General features: G+C 61.5%; 13 protein-coding genes. 7 read left to right on the top strand and 6 right to left on the bottom strand.

The genetic code is table 11. From position 1 onward, the window contains the following. Positions 1 to 445: 445 nt before the first annotated feature. Complete coding sequence (locus tag ACIPZH_RS17480; RefSeq protein ID WP_400637063.1) at positions 446 to 1,174, bottom strand: RHS repeat-associated core domain-containing protein; 729 nt, start codon at positions 1,172 to 1,174, stop codon at positions 446 to 448. A 221-nt stretch (positions 1,175 to 1,395) separates the two neighbouring features. Here ACIPZH_RS17480 and ACIPZH_RS17475 point away from each other — a divergent pair, with 221 nt between their 5' ends. The 3 genes from ACIPZH_RS17475 to ACIPZH_RS17465 all read left to right on the top strand — a co-directional run bounded on the left by ACIPZH_RS17475 (position 1,396) and on the right by ACIPZH_RS17465 (position 3,871). Further along, positions 1,396 to 1,974, top strand: coding sequence for a DUF2780 domain-containing protein (locus tag ACIPZH_RS17475; protein WP_400637061.1), 579 nt, complete (start codon positions 1,396 to 1,398; stop codon positions 1,972 to 1,974). 192 nt (positions 1,975 to 2,166) lie between these two features. Then, a complete protein-coding gene (locus ACIPZH_RS17470; protein WP_400637059.1) occupies positions 2,167 to 2,343 on the top strand; it encodes a hypothetical protein in 177 nt (58 codons plus the stop codon). A gap of 331 nt (positions 2,344 to 2,674) precedes the next feature. After that, positions 2,675 to 3,871 carry an IS256 family transposase gene (locus tag ACIPZH_RS17465; RefSeq protein WP_400637057.1) on the top strand — a complete coding sequence of 399 codons (1,197 nt, stop codon included), beginning with the start codon at positions 2,675 to 2,677 and terminating at the stop codon, positions 3,869 to 3,871. 458 nt (positions 3,872 to 4,329) lie between these two features. On the opposite strand, the gene ACIPZH_RS17460 is transcribed toward ACIPZH_RS17465, so the two are convergent. Then, positions 4,330 to 5,217 carry an acyltransferase gene (locus ACIPZH_RS17460; protein WP_400637056.1) on the bottom strand — a complete coding sequence of 296 codons (888 nt, stop codon included), beginning with the start codon at positions 5,215 to 5,217 and terminating at the stop codon, positions 4,330 to 4,332. Positions 5,218 to 5,398: 181 nt separating this feature from the next. Between ACIPZH_RS17460 and ACIPZH_RS17455 the strand changes: the two genes are divergently transcribed. From ACIPZH_RS17455 to creD, 4 genes are all read left to right on the top strand, one after another. Next, a complete protein-coding gene (locus tag ACIPZH_RS17455; RefSeq protein ID WP_400637055.1) occupies positions 5,399 to 5,899 on the top strand; it encodes an ATP-dependent zinc protease in 501 nt (166 codons plus the stop codon). A gap of 132 nt (positions 5,900 to 6,031) precedes the next feature. Next, the gene (creB, locus tag ACIPZH_RS17450; RefSeq protein WP_400637053.1) at positions 6,032 to 6,712 is read left to right on the top strand and encodes a two-component system response regulator CreB; all 681 of its coding nucleotides are present in this window, start codon (positions 6,032 to 6,034) and stop codon (positions 6,710 to 6,712) included. After that, the gene (gene creC / locus ACIPZH_RS17445) at positions 6,712 to 8,145 is read left to right on the top strand and encodes a two-component system sensor histidine kinase CreC (protein ID WP_400637052.1); all 1,434 of its coding nucleotides are present in this window, start codon (positions 6,712 to 6,714) and stop codon (positions 8,143 to 8,145) included. Before creB ends, creC begins: the two co-directional genes overlap by 1 nt. A 138-nt stretch (positions 8,146 to 8,283) precedes the next feature. Next, positions 8,284 to 9,612, top strand: coding sequence for a cell envelope integrity protein CreD (gene creD / locus ACIPZH_RS17440; protein WP_400637051.1), 1,329 nt, complete (start codon positions 8,284 to 8,286; stop codon positions 9,610 to 9,612). A 209-nt stretch (positions 9,613 to 9,821) separates the two neighbouring features. Here creD and ACIPZH_RS17435 read toward each other — a convergent pair whose 3' ends face one another. The 4 genes from ACIPZH_RS17435 to aceF all read right to left on the bottom strand — a co-directional run bounded on the left by ACIPZH_RS17435 (position 9,822) and on the right by aceF (position 15,886). Further along, the gene (locus ACIPZH_RS17435) at positions 9,822 to 10,445 is read right to left on the bottom strand and encodes a glutathione S-transferase (RefSeq protein ID WP_267819312.1); all 624 of its coding nucleotides are present in this window, start codon (positions 10,443 to 10,445) and stop codon (positions 9,822 to 9,824) included. A gap of 3 nt (positions 10,446 to 10,448) precedes the next feature. Beyond that, complete coding sequence (gene msrA, locus ACIPZH_RS17430; RefSeq protein ID WP_267819310.1) at positions 10,449 to 11,117, bottom strand: peptide-methionine (S)-S-oxide reductase MsrA; 669 nt, start codon at positions 11,115 to 11,117, stop codon at positions 10,449 to 10,451. A 165-nt stretch (positions 11,118 to 11,282) separates the two neighbouring features. Then, on the bottom strand, positions 11,283 to 13,973 hold the full coding sequence (locus tag ACIPZH_RS17425; RefSeq protein WP_241805649.1) for a bifunctional diguanylate cyclase/phosphodiesterase: 2,691 nt from the start codon (positions 13,971 to 13,973) through the stop codon (positions 11,283 to 11,285). 269 nt (positions 13,974 to 14,242) lie between these two features. Next, positions 14,243 to 15,886, bottom strand: coding sequence for a dihydrolipoyllysine-residue acetyltransferase (gene aceF / locus ACIPZH_RS17420; RefSeq protein ID WP_400637049.1), 1,644 nt, complete (start codon positions 15,884 to 15,886; stop codon positions 14,243 to 14,245). Positions 15,887 to 15,896: the final 10 nt, after the last annotated feature.

Genomic DNA, 15,896 nt, shown 5'->3' with positions numbered 1-15,896 from the left:
TTGAATGAGGGCCATCACCATCTGCTGTCAAACAATTGGTGGCAGCTGTACATGGGTTGACAGACCGGTAGGTGAACCAAAACCCGGCGCACACGAAGTGCCCCATGCACAGCTGCCATAAGAGCGAGCCATGTGATTCATACCAAGGCGGCCTGTCAAAGCCGGTCGCTGATTTCGCAGCGACCGCCCGAGACTAGTGCCGAGCCCAGATCATCGCAATGGCTCAAGCGGCTTGGGACTGTAATTCAGAAACGTCCTACACGTAAGCGGAAAAAACTGAAACCCAGTCGAAACTCGGGCTGGGTTTCTTATGCTCGGCCTAGTTAACGCATAGTAGGATCTCGCCAAGCAAACATGCTGCCCTCTGGGTACAGGAGGCAAAGCCATGTGGTTGACGAAGGCAGTCTGTCCAGGCCATCTGCTGAGCATGTATGTGCTTGCTTTTCTAGTAAGGAGGCCTAATGGTTCTCATGTCATAAGCGTTAGGGATTTCCAGATCCATTCCGTCGCGGACCAAGTGGAGCAACTCTGAAGTAAACCTCACCCTCAGTTTCGGACTGTACAGATTTTGCACGGTCATACGCTGAATAACGTCTGTATAGCGGCTGGTGATCTTTCTGTTGAGTCCTTCAGCTATCTGATGGTGGCGGTTTTCCAGCGAAATAAAGCGTTTGGTAGCAGTGGCTGCAGTCGCCTCACTGGAAGCACTCATAATGGCAAGCTTGGCACCGTCTAATTCCGATTTTGATATTCTGAACACATATTGATTAGCGGAATAATTCATTTCCTGTAGGCTTGCTTTACTAAAGTGCTTGGGCGCTAACGTTGTGGGGTGCGTCGGCAACTTGAGTTCCGGACCACGCCTAGGTAATTGGATTTTTGGAGCTTTTGCTGGGTACAGGAAGGAGGCGTGCCCCGTCGGATCGATTTGATTCACGGGGTCGCCTGAACAATAGGCGTAGCTGTTTATTCCCCCATCGCCAAACGGGCTCAAGCTGTCAGCGCTGTAAAAGCGAAGCAGGCTGGGGTTGAAGGCTCTGTAGCCAGAGCCCAGAATATAAAGTGACGTATGCGCTAGTAGGTGCTCGCCATTGAAACCAAGCGCAGTTCGTGCTCGCTGGGCCGTGGCAGAAAACCCGTAGGCGGTATAAACATGTTTTTCGCCTCTGTTCATACAATTGTATCTCCATCAGGCGGAGCGCTTTGTCGCTCCGATTATTCTGGCTTCCCTGAGTATCTCGATGCCTATCGCATGTAGCTACTGGCAAAAATGACAGGTGTTCGCTACTGATCATGGCTGCCAGAGCGTCCCGACAAGCAGCTTGGAACAATAGCTTGAAACGCCAGTCAAACCCCTCGTTTCCCAGGCCATCCCGGCCTACGAGGTCCCTCCCGATGAAAGCATTCACCCTGGCAACCCTGATGACCCTGGCCGCAAGCCCGGTGTTCGCCTTCAACCTCAGTGATGCCGCCAATGCCGTCTCGGCCATGCAAAACCAGAATCAGCAAGCCCAGGTGCAGGCGCCTGAGGCGCAGGCCAACCTGCTCAATACCCTGGGCAGCGAACTGAACATCACCCCGGAACAGGCTGTGGGCGGCGCAGGGGCGATGCTGGGGCTGGCGCGCAACAACCTCAGTAGCGACGACTACGGCCAGTTGACCAAGGCCGTGCCGGGGCTCGACCTGCTTTCCGGTGCCAATGCCCTGGGTGGCCTCAGTGGCCTGGGCGAACTGCTGGGCAATAACAGCGAAAACCAGTCGGCCCTGAGCCAGGCACTGGGCAACGACGTGGAAAATCGCACGGACCTGGATGCAGCGTTCAAGGCGCTAGGGATGGATACCGGCATGATCGGCCAGTTCGCTCCGCTGATCCTCCAGTACCTGGGGCAGCAGGGCATTGCCGGATCGCTGCTACAGAACCTTGGTAGCCTGTGGGCTACACCGGCGCCGCTGGTACAACAGCCGTCTGTCTAAGGTAGGAGCCGCTTCGCAGAGTAGGCTAGGGCTTGGGCGCAACAGCACCAGGGATTGCCAGTTTCGGCGCCGACAGAGTGCTACACAGTCGATGCATGTGTGCCGAAGAGTCTCTTGATCGGCCCGCGCAAGTTGCGGGGCGCCGCTTGACGTTTTGATGCTGCAAAGAGCCCCTCAGCGGGAAGGGCTCTTGTGTGGCTGTTCGGCTGGGCCGTCCACGATGAAGATAAAGCCTTCGTCACCGGTGGCCAGCAAGCCACCATCTTGTGCCTGGTCCTTGCTGAGCTTTGCCAGCGGCTGGTGCCCAGTGCGGAAGATGGTGCAATGCTGATCGCTCTTTTTTTCAGTGATCAGATGATTTCCCTATAGTTCTAAAAGGGTCTGGGTTGGAGGACATTCAAATCCGAAGGATCTTCGCCCCGTAAAGCTTTAGGTTTTGGTGCCGGATCATGCCTAGGGCTGTAGTAGGCACTTCTACGAACGCCGTCGACAATCGCCACGAAATAGGGCTTTGTACTCTTTGACATAGGACTGGATGATCGGCTTTCACGCGGAGTCGAGTCCTTGGACGTAGATCGTGTCCCGGGAAGTGGTGTAACTGAACCAGCCGAAGGCGCCCTGCGGGCGAAAGAGGATGGTCATCGTGGTTCTTGGCTAACGTTGAGTTTGCGAAGACCAAACACTCACCAGAGAAACCACGATGACCAAGCCCACTATCGCATTGACCGAGTTGGTTGAGAAAGGGGCAGACGCTGATCTGCTCAAGCAAATGATCCAGTTCGTTGCCCAGCGCATGATGGAGTTCGATGTCGAAGGCCTGTGCGGCGCGGGCTTCGATGTCAAAAGCCCAGACCGGACAAATAGCCGTAATGGCTACCGTGATCGCCTTTGGCAAACCCGCGCCGGCGACGTTGACCTGAAGATCCCGAAGCTGCGCCAAGGCAGCTACTTTCCTGGCTTCCTCGAACCCCGACGTACCGCCGAGAAGGCCATGGCGGCGGTGATCCAGGAAGCCTACATCCAAGGCGTTTCAACGCGTTCGGTGGACGAGCTGGTCAAGGCCATGGGCATGACCGGTATCTCCAAAAGCCAGGTTTCACGGCTAGCTGGTGAGATCGATGAGCGCGTTCACGCTTTCCTTGATCGCCCGCTTGAAGGCGACTGGCCCTATCTCTGGATCGATGCCACCTACGTCAAGGTGCGGGAGGCCGGGCGCATCGTCTCGGTCGCCGTAATAATCGCCGTGGCCGTGAACACCGACGGTGGCCGCGAAGTCCTGGGCATGCGGGTTGGGCCGTCAGAGGCTGAGCCGTTCTGGACAGACTTCCTGCGCAGCCTCATGCGACGTGGCTTGCGGGGCGTGAAGCTTGTCATCTCCGACGCCCACGAAGGGCTCAAGGCGGCTGTTTCCAAGGTATTCAACGCGACCTGGCAGCGCTGCCTTGTGCATTTCATGCGCAATGCCATGGCCCACGTCGGCAAAGGTCAGCGCACCATGGTAGCGGCGCTGCTGCGTACGGTCTTCGCCCAGGACAGCCGTGCCGAATGCCATCAGCAATGGCGGTTGGTCGCCGATCAACTGCGCGAAAAGTACCCGAAGATCGCGACGCTCATGGACGGCTGTGAGGATGAAGTGCTGGCTCACATGGCGTTTCCCAAGGCACACCGGCAGCAGTTACACAGCACCAACCCGCTTGAACGGCTCAACGCTGAAATCAAACGCCGCACCGATGTCGTGGGGATTTTCCCCAACGATCCGGCCATCACACGGCTGGTAGGCGCGATGCTGCTGGAGCAGAACGACGAGTGGTGCCTGCAAAGACGTTACATGCAGTTGGAGGCCTTCGAAGCGGTCAGCGATAATCCACAAGCCAAGCTGTCAGCTGTGATCAACTAAACGGCGAACTCAATGGCAAGAGCCATGATGAGTTACACCACTTCCTGGGACACGATCTTTGCGACATCCGCACCCACGATCATTTTGTTTACCTGCATTGCCATGGGCGGCTCCTCGCGTTATGGTTTTTGAGCTTGAAGGGTTTTCACCAAGAGGCGCTGGCTTGCTTCTATCGTCGTTTGCAAACGATGCATTCTTTATCGGCGCTTTGGTGGAAGGGGTGGGGCGATGTCTCCCACAGTCTGTACTGCGTCAACAGTCAGAATCCGGCATTTAGTCCCACCACCCCTTCAAGTCTAACCATACAAGCCGGCTTGCCGGCGATGAGGTCGGCACGACCGACGCAAAGCGCCAGATAATGTCAGGCCCAAAGCAACCGCGGCTAACGCTGCTACAGGCCTTGCGCAATCTGGGTGGTGCGGGGGACCCGCGCAATAGCCCTCACAGGTGCGCCACGCTCAATCCATCTCGCTTCGCAACCGCTCGATCCGCTGGTCCTTCTCAATCCACAGCTGATTCACCCAGGCCTGCACGGTCTGGCGGAATGCCGGGTCATTCTCGTAATCCCCGGCCCACAATGCCGGGTCCAGTTCACGCACCTGAATGTCGATAACCACGCGGCTGATGCTGCCGTTGAGCAGGTCCCAGAACCCCGGTGCCTTGTTGCCGGGGTACACGATGGTCACGTCCAGCAGCGCATCTAGCTGCTCGCCCAGCGCCGCCAGTACAAACGCCACGCCCCCTGCCTTCGGCTTGAGCAGGTAGCGATACGGCGACTGCTGTTCCTGGCGCTTGGCCTCGGTAAAGCGGGTGCCCTCCAGGTAGTTCACCACGGTCACCGGCTGACGCTTGAACAGCTCACAGGCCGCTTTGGTGATCTCCAGGTCCTTGCCCTTGAGCTCGGGGTGTTTCTCCAGGAACGCCTTGCTGTAGCGCTTCATGAATGGGTAATCCAGGCCCCACCAGGCCAGGCCCAGTAGGGGTACCCAGATCAGCTCCTTCTTGAGGAAAAACTTGAAGAACGGCGTGCGGCGGTTGAGGCTTTCGATCAGTGCGGGAATGTCTACCCAGCTCTGGTGGTTGCTCACGGCGAGGTAGGAGGTGTCTTTACGCAGGTTTTCGACGCCGCGGATATCCCACTGGGTAGGAATGCACAAGGCGAAAATGGCCTTGTCGATTTCCGACCAGGCTTCAGCGACCCACATCACGGCAGCGGAGGCATAGTCACGCCAACGGCCCGGCAGCACCAGTTTGAGCAGAGCGAAGACCAGCAGGGGGCAGATCAGCACCACGGTGTTGAGCAGCAGCAGGGTGGTCGTAAGAATGCCGGTCAGCAGGCGACGCATAGGGAAACTCTTGTTGTGGATTTGAACGGGCGGCAATGATAAGCAGCGCCGCAGCCTACGCCAAATGTCCAATGCCCAGCGGCCAGGACAAATGTTTCACATTATGTTGTTTACCCTTGTGACAGCGAACCTATCCTGCCTGCACAGTCTAAGCACACAACCCTCTCAAGGAAGCCTGCCTGTGAAACCAATGCTAGCCCTGTTGTCGCTGTTGGCGCTGCCGGTAATGGCCGCGGACCCTACGCTTTACGGCCGTTACGAGAACATTTCTTTGCCTGAACTGGGCGAAACCCTGAAGGCCAAGATGGATACCGGGGCTTACACCGCTTCGTTGTCGGCCAAGGACATCGAGCGCTTCACGCGCGACGGCGAGGACTGGGTGCGTTTCCGCTTGGCGACCAAGGCGTCCGACGGCAAGGTCTACGAGCATAAGGTTTCGCGGATCAGCAAGATCAAGAACCGCGCTGACGAAGACGATGAAGGCGATGCGCCCGAGCTGTCGCGCCGGCCGGTAATCGACCTTGAATTGTGCTTGGGTGATGAGAAGCGCACCGTGGAAGTGAACCTGGTCGACCGCAGCAGCTTCAACTACCCATTGCTGGTGGGTGCCAAGGCGTTGCGCGAATTCAAGGCCGCGGTAAATCCGGCAAAACGGTTCACTGCGGGCAAGCCTGACTGCTGAGCAGTCGCGAGCCGCAAGCTACAAGTTGCAAGCTGCAAGCTACAAGCTACAAGCTGCAAGTTAAAGCAGATCGGTGTAAGTTCATGCGATCCGCTTTTACTTGAAGCTTGAAGCTTGAGGCTTGCAGCTCAGATGCCCCACATTCTCATCGTCGAAGACGAAGCCGCCATCGCCGATACCTTGGTCTACGCCCTGCAGGCCGATGGCCACAGCACCGAATGGGTGACCCTCGGTGGTGTAGCCTTGGAGCAACAGCGGCTGCGCCCTGCCGACCTGATCATCCTCGACATCGGTCTGCCCGATATCAGTGGTTTCGAAACCTGTCGCCAGCTGCGCCGCTTCAGTGAGGTGCCGGTGATGTTCCTCAGTGCGCGTGATGCTGAAATCGACCGGGTCGTCGGCCTGGAGATCGGTGCCGACGACTACGTGGTCAAACCCTTCAGCCCGCGTGAAGTGGCGGCGCGGGTTCGTGCGATCCTCAAGCGCATGGCGCCGCGGCAAGAAACCACCACCGAGGCGCCGCTGTTCCAGCTCGATACCCTGCGCATGCAAATCAGCTATCGCGCTCAGCCACTGGTGCTGACGCGCCATGAGTTCCGCCTGTTGCAGTGCCTGCTCGAACAGCCACAACGAGTGTTCAGCCGCGAACAGTTGCTCGATGCCCTGGGGGTGGCCTCCGACGTCGGTTATGAACGCACCATCGACAGCCATATCAAGAGCCTGCGCGCCAAGCTGCGCCAGGTAGCTGCCGACGCCGAGCCGATCCAGACCCACCGCGGCCTGGGTTACAGCTACAGCCCGGAACACGCCTGATGCGCCTGGGCATTCGGATCTTTCTGGTGTACTTCCTGTTCGTCGGCTTGGCCGGTTACTTCCTACTCAACACCGTGCGCGAGCAGATCCGCCCTGTGGTACGCCAGTCTTCCGAGGAAACCCTGGTCGACACGGCCAACCTTCTGGCCGAGATCCTCCACGATGACGTCAAGGCCGGTACCCTGGCCCAGAGCCGCCTGCCTGAGGTGCTCAAGGCGTACGGCCTGCGCAGCCCGGGCGCGCAGATCTGGGGCCTGGCCAAGAACCAGGTCAGCCACCGCATCTACGTGACCGATGCCAAAGGCATCGTGCTGCTCGATTCCAGCGGCCAGGACCTGGGCAAGGACTATTCGCGCTGGAATGACGTGTACCTGACGCTGCGCGGCCAGTACGGTGCTCGTTCCACCCGCAGCGTGGAAGAGGATGAAAGCACCTCGGTGATGCACGTGGCCGCGCCGATTGTAGACCAGGGGCAGGTTATCGGCGTGGTCACAGTGGCCAAGCCCAACAGCTCGCTGCAACCGTACATCGACCGCTCCGAGCAGCGCTTGCTTGGCCTGGGGGTGGGGCTGATCGGCATGGGCCTGTTGATCGGCGCTGCGCTGTCTTGGTGGCTGGCCCGCTCCCTGCGCCGGCTGGCCCGTTATGCGCAGGCGGTCAGCGAAGGTCAGCGCGCCGCGCTGCCTTACTACAAGGGCGGTGAGCTGGCGCACCTGGCCAATGCGGTGGAGCGCATGCGCACACAGCTTGAGGGCAAGGCGTATGTGGAACGCTACGTTCACACCCTGACACACGAGTTGAAGAGCCCGCTGGCGGCTATACGCGGTGCGTCTGAATTGCTCCAGGGTGATATGCCTGCCGAACAGCGGGCGCGCTTTGCCGGCAACATCGAGCGTGAAAGCGAGCGGCTGCAGCAGATGATCGAACGTTTGCTCAACCTGGCGCGGGTCGAGCAGATGCAGGCGCTGGAAGAGGAGCAGCAAGTTGCCTTGGCGGCGCTGGTCGATGAGCTGCTGCTGGCGCATGCCGCACGCATCGACGCAAACGGCCTGCAGGTGCGCCAGCGGGTGCCGGCAGGGATGTGGCTGCTGTGCGATCCGTTTCTCATGCGCCAGGCGCTGGCCAACTTGCTCGACAATGCGCTGGATTTCACCCCGCCGGGCGGGGCGCTGCTGTTCGAGCTGGAGCGCGATGGCGAGCGGGTGGCGCTGAGCCTGTTCAATCAGGGGGAGGCGATACCCGCGTATGCCATCGGCCGGGTTGCCGAGCGTTTCTATTCGCTGCCGCGGCCGGGGAGTGGGCGCAAGAGCACCGGGCTGGGGCTGAACTTTGTGGATGAGGTGATGCAACTGCATGGTGGGTCGCTGGCGGTGGATAACGTCGATGGCGGGGTCCGGGTGCGGTTATGGCTGCCGGTGCGGCGCATCAGCTGAGATTGCTGGGGCTGCTTTGCAGCCCATCGCTGGCTTGCCAGCGATTTGGTTCTTGAAAATACACACGATCTCCACACACGCTCCTCAATGCCTCCATGCAAGGCGCAGACACTGCGCCCACTGCCAATGGAGGCCCCTATGAACAAGACCCTCGGTTACAAACTCGGCATGATCGCCGTGCTCATCATGCTGCTGCTCATCCCGTTGCTGCTGATCAACGGCCTGATCGATGAACGCCAGGCCCTGCGTGACAACGTACTGCAGGACATCGCCCGTAGCGCCAGTTTCGACCAGCAGATCAGCGGGCCGCTGCTGGTGGTGCCGTACCGCAAGGTGCAGCGCCGCTGGATCGACAAGGGCGGCCAGAGCGTGCAGGAAACCAGCACTGTCGCCGGCCACCTGTATTTCCTCCCGGAAACCTTCGATGCCGACCTCGGCGTGGACACCGAACTGCGGGCGCGGGGTATCTACCAGGCGCGGCTGTTCCATGCCAAAGGGCGACTTGCGGGCCGTTTCCAGCTGCCGGAGCGCTGGGGCATCGACAAGGACTTCGACGACTACCGCTTCGACAAGCCGTTTCTGGTGGTCGGCATAAGCGACATCCGCGGCATTGAAAATGCCCTGGAACTCGACATCGATGGCCAGCGCCTGGCGTTCGAAGCCGGGACCAGGCTGGACTGGCTGCGCAGTGGCGTGCACGTCGCGCTGCCGCAACTGGATGGCCAACAGGCCCGTGCGTTCACTTACGGTTTCGATCTGGCACTGCAAGGCACCGGGCAACTGCACCTGTTGCCAGTGGGCCGCACCAGCCGCGTGGACATGCGGGCCAACTGGCCGCACCCCAGCTTCGTTGGCAGTTACCTGCCAAGCCGCCGCGAAATCGACGACAAAGGCTTCAGCGCGCACTGGCAGACCTCATTCTTCGCCACCAACCTTGAAGATGCCCTGCGCCAATGTGCCGGCAGCGGGCAGTGTGCGGAGTTCAGCGAGCGGACCTTCGGGGTAAGTTTCATCGACCCGGTGGACCAGTACCTCAAGAGTGAGCGGGCCATCAAATACGCGCTGTTGTTCATCGCCCTGACCTTTGCCGGTTTCTTCCTGTTCGAGGTGCTGAAGAACCTCAGCGTGCACCCCGTGCAGTACACCCTGGTGGGGGTGGCTCTGGCGTTCTTCTACCTGCTGCTGCTTTCGTTGTCCGAGCACATCGGTTTCGGCTTGGCGTATGGCCTGTCAGCCTCGGCCTGCGTGTCGCTGCTCGGCTTCTACCTGAGCCACGTATTGCGCAGCCTGATGCGTGGCGTGAGCTTTGCGGCGGGGTTGGCGGTGTTGTACGCCCTGCTCTATGGGCTGCTCAGTGCCGAGGACTATGCGCTGTTGATGGGCTCGCTGCTGTGCTTTGGCTTGCTGGGTGTATTCATGGTGCTGACCCGTCGCCTGGACTGGGCCAGGGTGGGGAGGGCGGCATGAGGGAGGACAGAGAGATCGGGCGGTGGCTGGCTCACAGGATTGGGCAGCTGTTTCCTGTGATGCCCCGCTGAAGCCGATGGTTGCCATGCAGAGCAATCGCCGGCAAGCCCCACAGGTTCGCTGCATCCCTGTGGGGGCAACTGTCTTGCTCAACGTGCAAAAGCTGGCGCGATCCCGGTGGGAGCCGGCTTGCCGGCGATTGCGGTGTATCAGGCGTTCGGTGCTGTGGCGACCATCGACGGCCGCTTGGCCACCTCGGCGTACCACGCCGCCAACCCTGGCTGCTGCTCCCGCCAGCCGAAATCAGGCTGGCGCAAGTCCAGGTAGCCCAGCGCACAGGCCACGCCAATCGCGGCCAGATCAAAGCCGGATATCAGTTCAGCCAGGTGCTCCTGCTCCAGGTTGGCCAGGCTGCGGCGGATTTTCTCCCGCTGCGCTTCGAGCCAGCCGTCCCAGCGCTTGTCCTCAGGCCGCAGGACGCTCTCATAACGGCTGGAAACCGCCGCATCCATGATCGCATCGGCCTGCGACACCAGCGTCATGCGCCGCCAGCGCGCCGAGCCCTCACGCGGCAGCAGCGGCAGGCCGACATGCTGCAGGTCGAGGTATTCGCAGATGACCCGGCTGTCATGCAGCACAGTGCCATCTTCCAGGCGCAGGGCCGGGATCTTGCCGATCGGGTTGCCGTGGTTGAGCTGGTCATCGCCGCTGACCGGGGTGATGTTCACCCCCTGCAGCGCCACGCGCTCAAGCTGCCCGGTCTCGTGCAGCACGACCATCACCTTGCGCACGAATGGCGACAGCGGTGAGTGGAACAGGGTCATCGTGCTCATGGTTCAGTTGCCCTGCAGGCTTGGTGGCAGGCACACACCGGTGCCGCCGATACCGCAGTAGCCGTCTGGGTTCTTGGCCAGGTACTGCTGGTGGTAAGCCTCGGCGAAGTACACGGTCGGCGCCTGGTCGATTTCGGTGGTGATCTCGCCGAAACCGGCCTTGTTCAGCTCGGCCTGGAAGGCGTCGCGGCTGGCTTTGGCTTCTTCGAGCTGCTGTGGCGAGGTGCAGTAGATGGCCGAGCGGTACTGGGTGCCGACGTCGTTGCCCTGGCGCATGCCCTGGGTCGGGTTGTGCAGTTCCCAGAACATCGCCAGCAACTCGCGGTAACTGACCTTGTCCTTGTCGAACACCACCAGGACGACTTCAGTGTGGCCAGTCAGGCCCGAGCAGACTTCTTCGTAGGTGGGGTTGGGGGTAAAGCCGCCCGCATAGCCGACCACGGTGCTGACCACGCCTTCACGCTGCCAGAAGCGGCGCTCGGCGCCCCAGAAGCAACCCAGGCCGAAGATCGCGAAGTCGACGCTGCCTTCAAAGAACGGGCCGAGCAGCGGGGTGTCTTTGAAGACGTAGTGGAACTCGGGCAGGGACATTGGCGTTTCGCGGCCAGGCAAGGCCTGTTCCGCGGTTGGCATGACGTTTTTGTTCACCAGGATTTCCGAACGCAGGACCATGGCCGTTCCTCTGTGTTTTCAGTTGGACAGGATGTGGCCTCACCGCCGGCACGCCAGCTACACCAGCAACCCCACAGGCTTTGCTAACGGTGCCTACCTGTGGGAGCCGGCTTGCCGGCGATGAGGCCCGAATGGGCTCTATAGTGCCCGAGGATTACGCAGCTGTCAGGCCATTGGACCGCGCGGATAGCGCTTGAGTCGTTCGGCCAGCTCCCGCCCCGGGATCGGCCGGTCGAACAGATACCCTTGGCCCACATCGCAACGATGCCGGCGCAGGAAGGCCAGCTGCTCAGGCGTCTCGATCCCTTCTGCCACCACCTTGAGCTTGAGGTTGTGGGCCATGGCCACCACCGCCGAGGTGATCTCCATGTCGTCCTGGTTGTCGGGGATTTCGTTGATGAAGCTGCGGTCGATCTTGATGATGTCGATCGGGAATTTCTTCAGGTAGCTCAGCGACGAATAACCGGTGCCGAAGTCATCCATGGCCAGGGTCAGGCCCAGTGCCTTCAGCTCGTCGAGCTGACGGTGGGTATCCTCGGTAGCTTCCAGCAGCAGGCCCTCGGTCAGCTCCAGCTCCAGCAGGTGCGCAGGCAGGGCTTCTTCATGGAGGATCGAGGCGATCGAAGCCACCAGGTCGGGGTCGGAGAACTGCTTGGGCGACAGGTTGATGGCCACGTGCAGGTTGCCCATGCCGGCCTCGCGCAGTTGCTGGCTCATACGGCACGACTGGCGCACCACCCACTTGCCGATGGGGATGATCAGGCCGGTTTCTTCCGCCACGCTGATGAACTGGTCCGGGCGGATCATGCCGCGCTCGGGGTGGTTCCAGCGCAGCAGTGCCTCGAGCCCCAGCAGGCGGCCACTGCGCAGGCACAGCTTGGGCTGGTAGAACACCTCCAGCTCGTTCTGGGTCAAGGCGCGGCGCAGGTTGTTCTCGACGAACAGCTTGTAGCTGGCTTCGGCATTGAGCACTTCGGTGAATACCTGCACCTGGTGCTTGCCGTTGGCCTTGGCCTTGTGCAGGGCAAGGCCGGCATTTTTCATGAGGGTGGTCGGGTCACTGCCGTGCAGCGGCGCGCAGGCCAGGCCTACCGAGGCGGTCACGTTGATCAACTGGTTGTCGACGAACATCGGCTTGTCGAGGGTGCGCAGCAGCTGCTGGGCGACGCCCTGGCCGTCTTCCAGGCTGGTGTCGTCGAGCAGCACGGCGAATTCGTTACTGGCAAAGCGGGCCAGCACGCCGCCAACGCTCAGGCTGTTGCGCAGGCGCCGGGCCAGGCTGATCAGCAGCTTGTCACCGGTCTGGTGGCCAAGGCTGTCGTTGATCCGCTTGAAGTTGTCGATATCCACCAGCAGCAGGCAGATCGGGCTCTGCTCATCCCGGGCGAAGCGCTCGTCGAGACTGCGGATGAACGCCGGGCGGTTGCCCAGGTTGGTCAGGTTGTCGGTGTAGGCCAGGCGCTCGATGCGCTGCTGGGCCAGCTTGGTCTGGGTGACGTCTTCGTAGATGCCGATGTAATGGGTGAGCTCACGGTTGTCGCCATACACCTTGGAAATCGACAGCTGACCCCAGTAGGGCTCAAGGTTCTTGCGCCGGCTTTTGAATTCGCCCTGCCAGCTGTTGCCCATGGCCAGGCTCGACGGGGTGTCGAACAGCAGTTCGCTGAGGTTCTCCAGCGCCGGCAACTCTGCCAGGTGGTGGCCTTGTACTTCATCGGTGCTGTATTGGGTGATCGCGGTGAAACTTGGGTTGACGTACTCCACCACGCCGTCGCGGTTGACCAGCAGGAAGGCGCTGGCGCTTTGCTCCACCGCGCGCTGGAACAAGTGCAGGGCGCTGGCGGCGGTGCGCCGGTTATGGTTGGTGATGACCTGGGCGAACTGGTCGGCCAACTCACCGGCAAAGGCGATTTCGTCCGACTGCCAGGTCCGCGGCTGGCCGGTCTGCTCCAGGCACAGCACGCCAACCACCTGGCCATCGACGCGGATGCTGGCATCGAGCATGGCATTGTTGTCGGCGTAGAGGCTCTCGGCCAGTTCACGGGTGCGCGGGTCGTGGTTGGCGTTGTGGGCATCGATGGCGCGGCTGGCGTGCAGGGCATCGAGGTAGTCGGGGAAGCGGCTGGCATCGATGGGCTCGGGCAGGCGATGCACTTGCTCGCTGCGCAACCAGGCGCTGATCGGCTCCAGGCGCTGGTCTTCCAGGTGCCAGATGCTGGCGCAGTCCACCTTGTAGATCTCGCAGGCGCTGCGGGTTATCAGTTGGGCGGCTTCGAGCAGCGAATTTTCCGCGCTGTAGCGCTGGCGGGCGAGGCGCAGGATCAGGTCCTGCTGGCTGCGCACGCGTTCGAGATGTTCCAGCTGTTCCTGCTGGGCGCGCTGGTTCAGCTGCAGGGCAAGTTGCAGGCGGCTGTTACGCGATTCGAGGTCGTCGGCATCCACTTCGACAGCCTCTTCGGGCAGGTCGTCGAGTACCGTCAGAAACCCGCGCAACAGTTGGCGGTTGTGCTGTCTGTAGGCTTCACCCGCTTCGAGCAGGCGCAGCGAGCGCGGCTGGGCATGCAGGGTGTAGCGCACACGGTAATAGCCACGGGTGCTCAGTTGCCGCTGAATCTCGTCATGCAGCCGGTAGCGGGCCTCAGGCTCCATCAGGCTGGCATACGGTGAATCGACCAGCGCGCACAGCTGGGAAGCCGCTAGCCCGAACTGGCGCTCGCAGGCCGGGTCGAGGTAAAGCATTGCCCAAGTGGCTTCGTTGAGCCTTTCGAAACGCAGCATGCCGAGCCGTGAAGGCACGGGAAGCTGCGTGACGACCTCGGCCGCCACACGGCTGGCGGCATCGGGTTGGCTTTTCATCGAAGACTCGCTTGAAGAGGTGACGCGGCCTGGACGGCGGCGCATCTGGCAAGGTTGCATCATGTCCCGGAGGCTGGCAAGCGGCCATGAGGGGTGTCATGTATATGTTTTCGGCTGTGGTGGCCGATTCCTTAGCGATCCTGCAAAAGCAGGGGCTTCATCGCGCCCTTACAGGCAAAAAAAGCCCCGCCAGGTGGCGGGGTTGAGGTACGAGCGTGGCAGCTCGAAAAGGGTACCTGCCCCCCAAGGGAGGGCAGGCTGGCTGCGTGTTACAGCAGCATGGTGCGGATATCCGCCAGCACGTCGCCCAGGCGCTTGGTGAAGCGCGCGGCGGCCGCGCCATTGATCACACGGTGATCGTAGGACAGCGACAGCGGCAACATCAGCTTCGGCTGGAAGGCTTTGCCATCCCAGACGGGCTGCATGGTCGCCTTGGACACACCGAGGATCGCCACTTCAGGCGCGTTGACGATCGGCGTGAAGCCGGTGCCGCCAATGTGGCCGAGGCTGGAGATGGTGAAGCAGGCGCCTTGCATGTCGTCAGCCGACAGTTTCTTGGTGCGTGCCTTCTCGGCCAGCGCTGCGGCTTCGGCAGCCAGTTGCAGCAGGCTCTTCTGGTCGACGTTCTTGATCACAGGGACCAGCAGGCCGTCCGGGGTGTCCACGGCGAAGCCGATGTGCACGTACTTCTTGCGGATCACGGCTTTGCCGCTTGGCGCCAGCGAGCTGTTGAAGTCCGGCAGTTCCTTGAGCAGGAAGGCGCAGGCCTTGAGCAGCAGTGGCAGTACGGTCAGCTTGACGCCAGCCTTCTCGGCCACGGCCTTCTGCGCCACGCGGAAGGCTTCCAGCTCGGTGATGTCGGCGGAGTCGAACTGCGTTACGTGCGGCACGTTCAGCCAGCTGCGGTGCAGGTTGGCGGCACCGACCTGCATCAGGCGGGTCATTGCCACTTCTTCCACTTCACCGAACTTGCTGAAGTCCACCACCGGGATCGGCGGGATGCCGGCGCCGCCGGTCGCGCCAGCAGCTGCCGGTGCGTCCTTGGCCTTCTGCATGACCGACTTGACGTACACCTGCACGTCTTCTTTCAGGATGCGGCCGTGCGGACCGGTCGCGGTGACCGCGCCCAGGTCTACGCCGAACTCGCGGGCCAGCTGGCGAACAGCAGGGCCTGCGTGAACCTTGGCGTTGCTGCCGGCAGCCGGCGCGGTAGCGACCGGTGCAGGGGCAGCAGCTGGAGCAGCGGCAGCAGGTGCGGCGGCCGGAGCAGCCTCAGCCTTGGCCGGTTCAGCAGCGGCAGGCGCTGGTGCAGCAGCCGGAGCGGCGCCTGCAACTTCCAGCTTGAGGATCAGGTCACCGGTGCCGACTTCATCGTCCAGCTTGGCGATCACTTCCTTGACCACACCTGCGGCGGGCGAAGGGATTTCCATGGAGGCCTTGTCCGACTCCAGGGTAATCAGCGACTGGTCGGCTTCGACGGTGTCGCCGACCTTGACCAGTACTTCGATGATCTTGGCCTTGCCCGACGAACCGATGTCCGGTACGTGGATATCCTGCACGCTGGCGGCAGCAGGGGCTGCAGCCGGCGCAGGGGCGGCTTCGGCAGCTGGCTTTTCAGCAGCAGCCGGAGCGGCGGCAGGGGCAGGTGCGGCAGCGGGAGCCTCGGCCGCCGCAGCGGCGCCCTCGGCTTCCAGAACCAGCAGCTCGTCGCCCTCTTTCAGGCGATCGCCCAGCTTGACCTTCAGTTCCTTGATGACACCGGCCTTGGGGGCCGGGATTTCCATGGAGGCCTTGTCGGACTCCAGGGTCAGCAGGCTCTGGTCAGCCTCGATACGGTCACCGACCTTGACGAACAGCTCGATGATTTCACCTTCACCGCTGCCGATGTCAGGTACGCGAATGAGTTCGCTCACTTAAAAATAC

This window comes from Pseudomonas sp. NPDC089758 (genome assembly GCF_044748705.1).
Lineage (GTDB): Bacteria > Pseudomonadota > Gammaproteobacteria > Pseudomonadales > Pseudomonadaceae > Aquipseudomonas > Aquipseudomonas putida_X.
This window is presented reverse-complemented; position numbering and strand designations above follow the sequence as displayed.